This is a genomic window from Nocardia sp. NPDC056100 (genome assembly GCF_042266325.1).
Lineage (GTDB): Bacteria > Actinomycetota > Actinomycetes > Mycobacteriales > Mycobacteriaceae > Nocardia.
This window is the reverse complement of record NZ_JBHJVY010000004.1, coordinates 406,466-419,722: the sequence shown is the minus strand read 5'-3', so window position 1 is coordinate 419,722 and position 13,257 is coordinate 406,466. Positions and strand designations below refer to the sequence as shown.

Below are 13,257 nucleotides of genomic sequence, written 5' to 3'. Positions count from 1 at the left end.
GGAAAACTTTCAATCGATAGATATTCGCCGCCCGAAGGATTCGCCATGGTTGCCTCCGCCGATTCCATCGTTCCCACCCACCCGCCGAACAACGGCGCGACCAGCGCCGATAGCGCCGATCTGGCCAGCTTCGGCTATCAGCCCGTGCTGCATCGCAAGCTCGGGCGCTATGCCTCGTTCGCCGCGGGGTTCTCCTTCGTCTCCATCCTGACCACGATTTTCCAGTTCTTCGGACTGGGCTATTCGTTCGGCGGCGCGGCCTTCTTCTGGACCTGGCCGATCGTGTTCGCGGGTCAGCTGCTGGTGGCGTTGAACTTCGCGGAATTGGCGGCGCGCTATCCGCTGTCGGGCTGTATCTACCAGTGGTCGCGGCATCTGGCCGGCGAGCTGGTCGGCTGGTTCGCGGGCTGGATGATGATCATCGCGCAGATCGTCACCGCCGCGGCGGCGGCCATCGCACTGCAGGTGGTGCTGCCCACGATCTGGAGCGGTTTCCAGCTGGTCGGCACCGACAGCGCGCTCACCTCGCATGACGGTGCGGTGAATGCCGTTGTGCTGGGCAGCATTCTGCTGGTGGTGACCACCTTCATCAATGTGGTTGGCATCGATTGGATGGCGCGGATCAATTCGCTCGGCGTCACCATCGAGATCGTCGGCGTGCTCGCGGTGATCGCGGTGTTCTTCACGCACGCCGATCGCGGACCGAGCGTGGTCACCCAGACCGATCAGGCCGCGCCGGGACCGTACTGGGCCGCGTTCCTGGTGTCCGGTCTGATGGCCGCCTACGTGATGGTCGGATTCGATTCCGCCGGTGAGCTTTCCGAGGAGACCAAGAATCCGCGCCAGGTCGCGCCGCGCACCATTCTGACGGCGTTGACGGTATCCGGCATCGGCGGCGGGCTCATTCTGCTCGGCGCGCTGATGGCGGCCCCGAGCCTCACCGATGGATCGCTGAGCACCGGCGGCCTCGCGTACGTGATCGAGGCCAAGCTGGACAGCCCGGCGGGCAAGGTCGTGCTCGCCTGCGTGGCGTGCGCTATCACGGTGTGCACCTTGGCGATTCAGACCGCGGGCTCGCGCCTGATGTTCTCCATGGCGCGGGACGGCAAGCTGCCGTTCGCCGCGAAGCTCGCCGCCGTGCACCCGCGTTTCGGCACCCCGGTGCTGCCCGCGGTGGTGATCGGTGTGCTCGGCATCGGCCTGCTGGTGCTGAATCTGGGCAACGCCGCCATCTTCGCGACCCTGGCCAGCGTCTGCATCGTCACCCTCTACCTGGCGTACCTGCTGGTCACGGTGCCGCTGCTGGTGCGGCGAATCAAGGGCTGGCCCGCCGATGACGCCACCACCGAGAACGGCAAACCGCTGTTCGGGCTGGGCCGCTACGGGATTCCGATCAACGCGCTGGCCGTGGTGTGGGGCATCGCCATGGCGGTGAATCTGGCCTGGCCGCGCGCCGAGGTCTACATCCCGACCGGCGGCAGCTGGTGGATGCAGTGGGCCGCACCGCTTTTCGTGATCGTGACGGTCGCGGCGGGCGTGCTGGTGTACCGGCTGGTGACGGCCGCGCGTACGGCCACCGCTACCGAGCCGATCATCCAACCCGCCTGAGCGACACCCGGCAGAGCATCGCACCGGCCGCCCGCGGCGGCCGACGGAAGGAGTACCGATGACAACCACCGCAGACACCTCGGGAGCGCGAGCGCATGCGAGGTCGCAGGCCGCCGCCGCCGCGATAGCCGGTCCGGCACTGCCGGAAGGCGTCGAAACAGCGAAAATCACCTTCGCACAACGGATTCCGTCCGGCGGCTACGCCAATGTGGTGCTCGGCCGGGGCACCCGGGTGCGAATCTCGGATCCGGCGGGTTCGGGCTGCGCGCATCTGCTGCTGGTGCGCGCCGAATCACCCTGGGAGCGAATGAATGTCGCCGATACGGTGAAGGTGCCGTGGCAGGCGTACCTGGGGTCCGGGCATCCGCTGCTGTCGGATCAGGGGCGGGTGCTGGCCACGGTGGTCGCGGATTCCTCCGGACACCACGACACCCTGTGCGGGACTTCCGCACAGGCCCGGGACCGGCTGCGGATGGCCGGGGTCAAACAGGGACTGGAGCCGCGCGATATCGCGCAGACCATTTCGTTCTTCCGGGGTGTCCGGGTGGAATCCGATGGCGGGCTGACAGCCACCGGCAGCGCCGGTGCGGGTGCGGCGGTGGAATTGCTCATTCACCTGCCGGTGACGCTGCTGCTCGCCAATGCCGAGCATCCGCTCGACCCCACCCCGACCACGGACATCGATCTGGTGGCCTGGGCGGCCCCGGAAGACCTTGCCGGGCAATTCAATTCCGATCCCGAGTATCTGCGCGCGGTGGAGAACACCGAACTGGATTGGCACGCACGCACGCTGGAGGCAATCGCATGACCATCTCTTCGGACACCATCGCCGCCGCTCGCACCGTCGTGCTCGATGAGACCGTACCCGCCCGCGCCCCCTGGTCGACCGTGGTGCGCGCCGGGGACCTGCTGGAGATCATCGATCTGCACGGCAATCAGGCGGTGGACTGCCTGCTCTACGCGGCGGACGATCACACCGAGCGGTACAGCGCGCAGGCCACCGTCACCGCGCAGCGCAATATCTTCCTGAGCACCGGCAGCGTACTGCTCACCGACGGCGGCACCGCGCTCATGACGGTGGTCGCCGATGAGGTCGGCAATCACGACACCGTCGCCGGGGCGTGCTCGCAGGAATCCAATACGCTGCGCTACGGCCATCACACCCGGCATCAGCACGCGTGTGTGGAGAACTTCCTCGCCGAGGGCATGAAATGGGGCCTCGGCAAGCGTGATCTGGTCTCGAATATCAACTGGTTCATGAATGTTCCGATGGAGGCCGACGGCACGCTCGGCATCGTGGACGGGCTCTCCGCGCCGGGTAAGAAGATCACACTGCGCGCGGAGATCGACACCCTGGTGCTGGTCTCGAACTGCCCGCAGATCAACAACCCCTGCAATGGTTTCGACCCCACCCCGGTGCGCATGGTGGTGACCCGATGACCGCTCTGCTGCCCGAACCGCACGCCATCGCCCTCGATACCGAACTACCCGCTGTCACAACGGCTTCCATGCATGTGGTGCGGCCGGGTATGCAGACCACGGTGCAGGATTGGCCCGCGCGGATCGGCTATTGGCACGTGGGCGTGCCGCCGTCCGGGCCGATGGATGATCTGTCGTTCCGGCTCGGCAATCGGGCGCTCGGCAATCCGGAGGGTGCGGCGGGGCTCGAATGCACGCTGGGCGGACCGGCTCTGCGGTTCGATGCGCCGACCTGGGTGTGCGTTACGGGCGCACCGGTACCGGTCACGGTGAACGGTGGGCCGGTGCGGCAGTGGCGCAGCGTGCTCGTGCCCGCCGGTGGCGTGCTGGACGTGGGTATGGTGCGCGGTCCGGGCATGCGGTCGTACATTCTGATCGCCGGTGGTATCGAAGTGCCCGAATACCTGGGCAGCCGTTCGACTTTCACGCTCGGCAAGTTCGGCGGCGGCACCGGGCGGGCCTTGGCCGCCGGTGACGCCCTCGCGCTCGGCGTTCACGGTGTACCCGCGCCCGGCGGAACCGGGCGGGTCACCGCCGGGGTGCCCGGTGACGATCAGCCGGTGTTCACGCGGCGCTGGGAACTGGCGGTCACCGAGGGGCCGCACGGTGCCCCGGAGTTCTTCACGCGCGGCGATTTCGACACGATCATCGGCACCGATTACGAGGTGCATTTCAATTCCGATCGCACCGGGGTGCGGTTGATCGGGCCGAAGCCGCAGTGGGCGCGCCAGGACGGCGGCGAGGCCGGACTGCATCCGTCGAATATCCACGACACCGCGTATTCCATCGGTGCCCTGGACTTCACCGGCGATACCCCGATTCTGCTCGGCCCGGACGGTCCGAGCCTGGGCGGTTTCGTCTGCCCGGTGACCGTGGTGGCGGCCGATCGCTGGAAGCTGGGTCAGCTCACGCCGGGCGATAAGGTGCGGTTCGTGCCGGTGCGCGCGGATCGCGCGGCCTCGCTGCGTGAACTGGGGGCCGAGCGGCGCGCGGCCTGGCCGGTGGTGCTCTCCGCCGGAGGTGACGGCGATGACGGGGTGCTGGCGCGCCGCGAAGGCTCCGAGACCGCGGTCACCTACCGCCGGGCGGGCAATGACGGCATGCTCATCGAATACGGTGATATGACACTGGATCTGGAGTTGCGCGCCCGCGTGCACGCACTGCACCAGGCATTGCTCGAGCGTGCCGAACCGGGGGTCACCGAGCTGACCCCGGGCGTGCGATCGTTGCAGGTGCGCACCGATCCGGATCGCCTGCCGACCGGCAAACTGCTGGATCTGCTCGGTGAGGTGGAGGCCGAACTGCCCTCTGCCGATCAGCTGGTGGTGCCGAGCCGCACCGTCTCGCTGCCGCTGTCCTGGGACGATCCCTCGACCCGGGAGGCGATCACCCGCTATATGCACGGTGTGCGCGCCGATGCGCCGTGGTGCCCGTGGAATATCGAGTTCATCCGCCGGATGAATGGATTGGCCACGGTGGACGAGGTTTTCGATACCGTCTTCGCGGCCGAGTACCTGGTGCTCGGACTCGGCGATGTGTATCTGGGCGCGCCGGTCGCCACTCCGACCGATCCGCGGCATCGGCTGGTCACCACCAAGTACAACCCGGCCCGCACCTGGACGCCGGAGAACGCGGTCGGTATCGGCGGGGCGTACCTGTGCATCTACGGGATGGAGGGGCCGGGCGGCTATCAGTTCGTCGGCCGCACCACCCAGGTGTGGAATCACCGCTCCACCGGTATCGGCGAAGATCCTTGGCTGCTGCGGTATTTCGATCGCATCAGCTGGTATCCGGTGAGCGGTGAAGAGCTGCTGGACCTGCGCGCCGATGTGGCCGCCGGGCGCGGTGAACTGCGGGCCGAGGACGGCGAGTTCAAGATCGCCGACTATCGCCGCTTCCTCGCCGACAATGCCGCGTCCATCGATTCGTTCCGCGCCATGCAGGCCGAAGCCTTTACGGCGGAACGTAATTCGTGGCGTGAAGCGGGCGAGCTCACCGAAACGCCCTGAACTCGAAGCATAAGAGGAGATCGAGCATGTCCGTATGGATCCAGCGCCGCCCCGACTCCGAGGTGGCGGCCGAAATCGCTTCCGCCACCGGTGCATTGGCCGGTTTACGGTTGGCCGTGAAGGACAATGTGGATGTGGCGGGGTTCGCGACGACCGCCGGGTGCCCCGACTACGCCTATACGCCGGAACAGGATTCGGCGGTGGTCGCCGCGCTGCGCGCCGCCGGTGCGGTGGTGGTCGGCAAAACCAATCTCGATCAATTCGCCACCGGTCTGGTCGGCACCCGCTCGCCCTACGGTGCGGTGGAGAACGCGTCGCGCCCCGGATACGTCTCGGGCGGTTCGAGTTCGGGCTCCGCGGTGGCGGTGGCGCGCGGTGCGGCCGATATCGCCATCGGCACCGATACGGCCGGTTCCGGCCGCGTCCCGGCGGCCCTGCACGGCCTTGTCGGCATCAAACCGACGATAGGCACGGTCGCCACCGACGGCGTCGTCCCCGCCTGCCGCTCCTACGACTGCGTGACCATCTTCGCCGCCACCCTGGAACTCGCGAACCGCGCCATGGGCGTCATGGCATCGGGCGCACCCCACCGCCCCTGGCCCGCCGATGTCCGCCTGGCCGCCCCGCCCAATCCGGTGGTGGCGATCTTCAGCGAACTGCCCGATCTGGATCCGGAGTGGCACAGTGCTTTCGAACGCACCGTCGCCGGGCTGCGCGAGCGCGGCGCACGCATCATCGAAATCGACCCGGAACCCTTCCTCGCCGCCGCCAAACTCCTCTACAACGGCGCACTGGTGGCCGAAAGGTACTCCGCCGTAGGCGAATTCGTGGACGCTCACCCCGACTCCATCGATCCCACCGTCGCCTCGATCGTCCAGGCCGCGCGGGATATCCCCGCCCACCAATTGGTTTCGGACCTGGCCGAATTGGAGCGCCTGCGCACCCGGGCCATGGCGAGCCTCGCGGGCGCGGACGCCCTGCTCACCCCCACCGTCCCCGGCCACCCCACCATCGCCGAGGTCGCCGCCGACCCGATAGCCGTGAACTCCCGCCTCGGCACCTACACCAATTTCTGCAACCTCTTCGACCTCTGCGCGGTGGCGGTCCCCGCGGGCACCGCCGGAGACGCCCACTTCGGCGTCACGATCCTGGCCCGCCCCTTCGAAGACGCCGTAGCCTACGACATCGCCACTCTCATTGCGGCCCAGCAGGATTCCCTCCCCGCCCCCGCCTGGCCCCTCACGGTGGCCCCCGTCCGAGACCTGATCGTCTTCGGCGCACACCTGCGCGGCCAGCCCCTGGAACACCAACTCACCACCCTCGGAGCCCGCTGGGCAGGCCCCGTCCGCACCTCCCCCAACTACCGCCTCGCCGCCCTCGACACCACCCCACCCAAACCCGCCGTAACCCGAGTCCCCGAAGGCGAACAGGGCATCTCGGTAGCCGCCGAACGCTGGCTCCTCTCCCCCGCCGCCCTCGGCACCTTCCTCACCACCCTCCCCACCCCCATGCAACTGGGCGCGGTAGAACTCGAAGACACCACCTGGACAACCGGCTTCAGCTGCACCGGCGCGGCCGCCACCACCGCCAAGGACATCAGCGAATACGGCGGCTGGAAAGCCGCCCTCGCCGCCGGCGCGCTCTGATCCGCGAGAACCTCTGGCGCTACTGCGGTTTGGTCCAGGTGAGGGAGTAGCGCCAGTAGAGGTGGCGGCGGTAGGTGGCGGCGGGGAGGAGGGAGTGGGCGAGGGTGCGGATTTCGGTGTAGGTGTGGGGTGGGGGCCAGACTATGGGGGAAGGGTGTTCCCAGCGGGGTTTGGTGAAGCGGTACCAGTTGTAGGCGATGCCTGCCGCCAGTTCTCGGGGGAGGTCGGCGGGCCAGTTGGGTTTGGCCAGGCCGGTCAGGGCGAGAGTGCCTCCGGGCCTTAGGAGTTCGGCCATTCGGGTCAGAGCCGCGGTGGGGTCCATGTGGTGGAGGGTGGCCACCGAGACTATGCCGTCGAAGGATTCGGGGGTGAAGGGGTGGGTCAGGAAATCGGCGTGGAGGTAGGTGATGTCCGCCGGGGGTTGGGTGCGGGCCAGGGTGATGCTGGGCTCGTGCAGGTCGATGCCGGTGACGTGTGGGATGTGTTGGCGCAGACGGCGACTGAGCATGCCTTCGCCGCAGCCCACGTCCAGGACCGTGTCGGATCCGGCCACCGCGTCGACCAGTAGGCCGTGGTACTGGATATTGGTGTTCCAACGGTCGGCGTCGGGGGTGTCGATCGACCTGTTGATCATGCCGAAAAGCCTAGCGACGGCGGGTGATGCGCGCCGCTAGTCCGAGGTGTGGGTGGCTTCGGGGTTGGTGGTGTCGCGGATGACCCGCAACGCCGCGGTGAGGGCGTCGAGCTGTTCGGGTTCGAACAGTCCGGTGAACCACTGCTCCACGCCTGCCAGATACGCGGGCAGCACCCGTGCGACGCGGGTCGCCCCGGCGGCGGTGAGCACGGCGTACGAGCTGCGGCGGTCGCCCGGATCCGCTTCGCGGCGGACGAAGCCATTGCGTTCGAGCCGGTCCACCAGGCGGGTGACACCGCTGGTCGAGAGATTGGTCTGCACGGCGAGATCGGTCATGCGCAGTTTGCGGCCGGGCGAACGACTCAGCCGCATCAGGGCATTCAGGTCCAGCCCGGAGAGTCCATTGCCCTTCCAGGTCGGTTCGAGCCGAGCGAGCAAACCGTCGTGCGCCTCGTACAGCAGGCCGACCGCGGTGAGACGGGGGTCGTCGAACAGATGCTTGGGATCCACGCTGAGCAGCGTAAACCACATGACTGCAATGCGGATAGTTGACACGCGGAACAAATCCAGTATGTTGTTGCCAACGCAATATTCCGCACCGCAACAAAATGGAGAAGACGATGAGCACACAGCGCTGGGTGGCCGGATTCCGTGCACCGCTGGTGAATCCGGCCGAACAGATCCGGCTCGCGGAGCCCCGCGAATTCGCCGCGGAGTCCCTGCGCCAGGTGGTGCGGGTGGCCGGGGCCGGATCGCAACTGCGGGTGCGACTCACCAACCGGTACTCCGACCGGGCATTGGTCATCGGAGCCGCCCGCATCGCGCTGAGCAAGAGCGGCGCGGAGATCGCTGCCGAGACCGATATCGAACTGCGCTTCGACGGATCCCCCGAGGCCCGTGTTCCGGCGGGCGCGGATCTGGTAAGCGACCCCATCCATCTGCCGGTCGCCGCCGGTGATGAACTGGCACTGAGCCTCTACCTGCCCGAGCCGACCGGCTTCGCCGCCTACGCGCACCTGCCCGCCCAGCCCGGCTGGATCGTCCCCGGCGATCGGACCGGCGAAACCGCCTGGCCCGACGCCCAGGAGACCGTCTCCCGTTTCTTCCTCACCGGCATCGACGTGCTGACCGACGCCGTCGCCCCGGTGCTGGTGGCCTTCGGCGACTCCTGGTTCGAAGGCGTCGGTTCCACCCCGGGCGCGAACCGGCGCTCGGTGGACGTGGTCGATGAGAAGCTGGCCACCGGCTGGGCCGTGAACCAGGGCATCGGCGGAAACCGTTTGGTCACAGCGGAAGTCGGCGAATCCGGGCTGGATCGCTTCGAGCGGGATGTGCTCTCGGTGCCCGGCGTGGCGGGCGTGTGGGCGAACTTCGGCATCAACGATCTGATCGTCGGCGGCACCACTCCGGCCGAAGAACTCATCGCCGGATACGTCGAACTGGCGCGGCTGGCGCATGCGGCGGGTCTGCCCATCTACGCCAACACCATCGGCCCGTTCGCGGGCGTGATCTACCCGGATCTCAGTGTCGCAGAAGGCATCCGGGTCCGCCGCGAGGTGAACGACTGGCTGCGCCACACCGATGTCTTCGACGCCGTCTTCGATATCGCCGCGGCGGTGCAGGATTCGGAGACCGGCGATTTCATTCGCGCCGAATTCGACAGCGGCGACGGCCTGCACCTCAATGACGACGGACACCGCGCCATGGCCGGGGCCGTGGATATCGCGGCGCTGACGGCACATCGCTGATCGGCGCACACGGAGCCACGCGCCATTGCGCGGCCGAGTGCCCCAGCGGGAGACCCCGCAGGTCAGGACAGGCGCGCGGCCGCGGCGCGATCCTGTTTCAGGCCGTTCGCCCACACATTGTCGGCCACCTCGCGACCGAGCCGGACGCCGCCTATATTCCGGGTCAGATCCATTCCGCCCCGGGCATCGGCGGCATAGGCGTCGAAAGACCAGTGCACGCCCAGGAATACCCGACTGCGGGCATTCTCCCGCATCATCTGCCAGAGCCCGCCCGGGAAGCAGCGCACATGCCGGGTGCGCACGACGCCGCGATTGTCGGCGGCCAGACCGTCGAGTTCATCGGAGACGAATCCCATGCCATTGGTGAGGGTGTCGGGCCCGTCCGCGTCGAAACCGTAGAAACGCCTGAGGATTTGGAATGCGGTACCACCGAGCGCCGCATGCCCGGAGGGGTAGGACGGGTACGGCGGCGTGAAATTCGGGGCGATCTCATTGCTGCGCGGTGAGCCGTGCGGCTGCCAGAACGGATCGCAATCCGGATCGAGATCATGTCCGGGCACGGCATCGGGACCGGTGGCCGGATCGTATTCGCGGATGCCGAGAATCGGCCGCCACAGATTGTGCCGGTACTTCTCATCCCAGCACAGGATGGCCGCATCCGCTATCCCCGCATTGATCAGGGCGAACAGCCGGGCGTTCTGCTCCACGGTATTGGGTTGCGCCAGTGCGAGTTCGCGGGCGATCTGGTTGTAGAGCCGGGGCGCAGTGCCGATGTGTTTCGCGCCGTCGTACGCCCAGAACAGCGCGGTGAGGTTCTCATCGGGGGTACGGGCGGCGGATCGAGCCGGTTGTGCCGCAATGGATTCCACGGTGATGCCCTTGGCGCGCACCTCGCGCAGCGCCGCGAGATAGGCGGCGTCATTGGCCTTGGGCGGGGCGTCCAGTGTGTAGCGGTCGGTCACCGCGAAACACCGTGAGCGCGACCCGTAATGCGGTGCGTAATACCCCTGTCGCGGCTGCGCCGGATCGGGCCGGTGACCGGTCGGCGCGACCTCCGGCTGATAGTCGTGGTCCCCGAGCCCGGGATCCCCCATGCGCGCCCGCAGCACCGCGCCGCCGATGGCCTGCCCGTGCGCCCCGCCCCGTCCGATGCCGGGTCCGTGTAATCCGGCCTCGCGCAACGCCCGGTCCAATCGTGCGGTCTGCGCCGGATAGAGCGCGGTGAGCGTGCTGTGCGCGGCGACCGCGATGGCCGCCTGATAGGACGAGCCGTTGGCCGCCACCGGCGGGGACGCCAGCCAGGTCCCGTGTGCCGCGCCGATAATGCTGAAGTAGGCGTCGTGCATGGCCAGGTGCACCATGGCGAGCGCCCGGGAACTGCCTACCGGACCGCGTGACCCGCGTTCCACGGGTTTGATTTCGGTGTGCGCCACGCGGTCCGATTCCAGCGCCACCGAATTCCAATACAGGATCTGATCCACTTCCGCTGTCTCCCAGTACTGTCCGAGCGAGCGGGGCCGAGTCCACCGCTCGCCGTTTTCAGCGTGCGGGTTCGCCGCCCGAATTGCGGCAGTAGTGCGCTACCCGAATACCGCGCGGTGCGGGCACTTCGGGCGAGTAGCACCGAATCATCGGTCTGTTCAAGGGAAATGGCTGCTCAGCGCGGCTTTACCTCGGCCAGCAGTTCGGGGCCGCGAGCCTCCAGCCGGGTGGTGGCGAGGCGGATTCCGGCGGTCGCGGCTAACCCGCCGATGATCAGACCGACCGGTAGCGCCGCCCACTGTACGAATGGATTGTCCAGGGCCGTGCCCACTCCCAGAATCACCAGCACCGGGACCGATATCAGCAACTGCCCGAGCCCCGCGGTCAACTGTATGAGTACCTTCGCACAACCGGGATTCCCATTGCCCGCGAACGGATTTCCACGCTGCGGCGGCAGCGCGAACGCGGCGTGCGTGGACAGGAACACCACCACCGCGACGCCGACGCCGAGCAGTACCGGCAGGGTGCACAGCACCCACGGGTACAGCCGCGGCTGACCGAGCACACCCGGCAGGATGACCGCGGCCAGCAGCGCGACCGGGGCGACCAGCACCGTCCAGGCAATGGCCCGCCCGCGCACATCGGCGCGCGCCGCACCCGGGGTGACGATGGTCTGCCAGACCGAGGTGCCGTCGAAGCCGTACAGATTCGCCGAGCCCATGGTCGCCATCCACACCACGAAACCGCCCGAGAACGCGATGGTCCCGGTGCCATTGTTCTGGAAGGACAGGAACGCGGGCAGCGCGAAACCGATGAGCAGCAGCGGCAGCAGCGCGGCCCGGCGGCGACCGTCCCGCCACCAGCTGCGCAGTTCCTTGGCGACCACCGCGCCGACGGGCGTGGCGGGCAGATAGCGGTCCAGCAGTCCGGTGGAACTGTCGAGCACCTGCCCCGCCGGTGCGGGCGGCAGGGTGAGCCGTCGATGCAGCAGCACCGCCCACGCCTGCCACAGCGCCAGGCAGAGCGCGGCCAGCCCAAACAGCGGCAGCACCGCCCACAGCGCATCGCCGCGTACGGCGGATTCCACCGCGTACGGCGCCCAGCCCGACGGTGCGGCGCGCAGCGCGGTGGGCAGCCCGCCCGACGAATTCTCCAGTGCCGGACCGAGATTGGTGATCAGCAGATTGAGAGGGTAGTAGACGAGGCCGAGCAGCGCCGCCAGCAGCACGCCCAGATCCCGCCCGCGCCGCGACCGCATGGCCGCGCCGAGCCAGGCCACCATCACCCGGGACAGCAGCACCACGAAGATCAATTGCAGCACCGCGCCGATGAGCGCGATCAGCACCGGCACAATGCCTTTCGGCCCGGCCAGGACCGCGAGCCCGAGGAACGCGAGCAGATTGATGACCGCGGCCGGACCCGCGAACGCGGCGGCCGCCAGCCCGTACGCCAACTGCCGATCGGTCAGCGGCAGCAACCGGAACTGCTCCGGTTGCAGGGTCTCGTCACTGCTTCCGGTGAGCACCGGCCCGCAGATCCAGCCCAGCGTCCAGCCCGCGAAAAGCGCTGCGGCGATGGTGATTCCGCCGTGAAAGCTCTCATGCGCGAACCCGATCAACGCCGCGGTGACCAGTGCGGCGGCGAGCCCGAACAGGCTCCCCACCCAGAAATTCACGGCCGCTCGCCCCTCGCGCATGGCTCTGGCCGTGAGCCGCAACCGCATTCGGATCAGGACGCCAACCACGACAGCCCCTCCTCCCCGCCCACATGCCCGCCGACGAGCCGCACGAACGCCTCCTCCAGCGTCCCCTCCCCGCGCACCTCGGCCACGGTTCCGCCCGCGACCACCTGCCCGCGATTGATCACCGCCACCCGATCGCACAGGTTCTCCACCAGCGCCATCACATGACTCGACAGCACCACCGCCCCACCGGCCGCCACGAATCGCTGCAAGATGGTCCGAATGGTCCCCGCCGACACCGGATCCACGGCCTCGAACGGCTCATCCAGCACCAGCAGTTTGGGGGCGTGCAGCAGCGCGGTGGCCAGCCCGATCTTCTTCCGCATACCGGCCGAATAATCAACGACGACGGTGTTCTCCGCACCGGTCAACTCCAGCACCGCGAGCAGCTCGGACGCCCGCTCCCCCACGGTCGCCTTATCCATCCCGCGCAGTAATCCGGTGTAGGTCAGCAACTCTCGCCCGGTCAGCCGTTCCGGCAGGGCCAGCCCATCGGGCAGCACCCCGACCACGGTCTTCGCCGCCACCGGATCCGCCCAGACGTCATTTCCGAAGATTCGAGCCGTCCCGCGATCCGGTCGCAACAACCCCACGGCCATGGACAATGTGGTCGTCTTCCCGGCCCCGTTCGGCCCGACCAGCCCGAAGAACGAGCCGGGCGGCACCGCGAGGCTGACCCCTTCCACCACCCAGGGTCCCCCGAAAGCCTTGAACAATCCGCCCAGCTCGAGCGCCCACTCAGTGCCCGCTGCGGTCATAACCCCTCCAAGCCCGCCGAAGCCAAAGTTCTCGCTTCACGATACGGACCGGCACCGCGCCGGGTTCGATCCCCGATTCCCCCGGATATGGCGAACGCCGGGCGGAGGCGGTCCGTGTGGACCGTCCTCCTCCCGGCGTCGTCGTTTCGGCT

The 13,257-nt window shown here is 68.1% G+C and carries 11 protein-coding genes; 6 read left to right on the top strand and 5 right to left on the bottom strand.

All coding sequences use genetic code 11. The features are described from left to right. Positions 1-45 precede the first annotated feature (45 nt). The 5 genes from ACFC0O_RS32240 to atzF all read left to right on the top strand — a co-directional run bounded on the left by ACFC0O_RS32240 (position 46) and on the right by atzF (position 6,742). Complete coding sequence (locus ACFC0O_RS32240) at positions 46-1,608, top strand: amino acid permease (RefSeq protein WP_375964588.1); 1,563 nt, start codon at positions 46-48, stop codon at positions 1,606-1,608. A gap of 58 nt (positions 1,609-1,666) precedes the next feature. After that, the gene (locus ACFC0O_RS32235; RefSeq protein ID WP_375964586.1) at positions 1,667-2,416 is read left to right on the top strand and encodes a DUF1989 domain-containing protein; all 750 of its coding nucleotides are present in this window, start codon (positions 1,667-1,669) and stop codon (positions 2,414-2,416) included. After that, positions 2,413-3,048: an urea amidolyase associated protein UAAP2 gene (locus tag ACFC0O_RS32230; protein WP_375964584.1), complete on the top strand. Its 636-nt coding sequence runs from the start codon at positions 2,413-2,415 to the stop codon at positions 3,046-3,048. The genes ACFC0O_RS32235 and ACFC0O_RS32230 overlap by 4 nt, the downstream gene beginning before the upstream one ends. Positions 3,049-3,116: 68 nt before the next feature. Next, entirely contained in the window at positions 3,117-5,096 is a 1,980-nt protein-coding gene (locus tag ACFC0O_RS32225) for a 5-oxoprolinase/urea amidolyase family protein (RefSeq protein ID WP_375966375.1), read from the top strand. Continuing rightward, entirely contained in the window at positions 5,093-6,742 is a 1,650-nt protein-coding gene (atzF, locus tag ACFC0O_RS32220) for an allophanate hydrolase (protein WP_375966373.1), read from the top strand. Before ACFC0O_RS32225 ends, atzF begins: the two co-directional genes overlap by 4 nt. Before the next feature lie 19 nt (positions 6,743-6,761). Here atzF and ACFC0O_RS32215 read toward each other — a convergent pair whose 3' ends face one another. Both ACFC0O_RS32215 and ACFC0O_RS32210 read right to left on the bottom strand, forming a co-directional pair. After that, positions 6,762-7,376, bottom strand: a complete 615-nt coding sequence (locus ACFC0O_RS32215) for a class I SAM-dependent methyltransferase (protein ID WP_375964581.1) — start codon at positions 7,374-7,376, stop codon at positions 6,762-6,764. Between the two features lie 36 nt (positions 7,377-7,412). Then, entirely contained in the window at positions 7,413-7,886 is a 474-nt protein-coding gene (locus tag ACFC0O_RS32210; RefSeq protein ID WP_364642547.1) for a MarR family transcriptional regulator, read from the bottom strand. Positions 7,887-7,996: 110 nt separating this feature from the next. On the opposite strand from ACFC0O_RS32210, the gene ACFC0O_RS32205 reads away from it, so the two are divergent. Beyond that, positions 7,997-9,124, top strand: a complete 1,128-nt coding sequence (locus ACFC0O_RS32205) for a GDSL-type esterase/lipase family protein (RefSeq protein ID WP_375964578.1) — start codon at positions 7,997-7,999, stop codon at positions 9,122-9,124. A 62-nt stretch (positions 9,125-9,186) separates the two neighbouring features. On the opposite strand, the gene ACFC0O_RS32200 is transcribed toward ACFC0O_RS32205, so the two are convergent. The 3 genes from ACFC0O_RS32200 to ACFC0O_RS32190 form a co-directional block, all read right to left on the bottom strand. Further along, the gene (locus tag ACFC0O_RS32200) at positions 9,187-10,605 is read right to left on the bottom strand and encodes a hypothetical protein (protein WP_375964576.1); all 1,419 of its coding nucleotides are present in this window, start codon (positions 10,603-10,605) and stop codon (positions 9,187-9,189) included. A 176-nt stretch (positions 10,606-10,781) separates the two neighbouring features. Continuing rightward, complete coding sequence (locus ACFC0O_RS32195) at positions 10,782-12,350, bottom strand: hypothetical protein (protein WP_375964574.1); 1,569 nt, start codon at positions 12,348-12,350, stop codon at positions 10,782-10,784. Then, entirely contained in the window at positions 12,335-13,105 is a 771-nt protein-coding gene (locus ACFC0O_RS32190) for an ABC transporter ATP-binding protein (RefSeq protein ID WP_364642559.1), read from the bottom strand. The genes ACFC0O_RS32195 and ACFC0O_RS32190 overlap by 16 nt, the downstream gene beginning before the upstream one ends. Between the last annotated feature and the right edge of the window lie 152 nt (positions 13,106-13,257).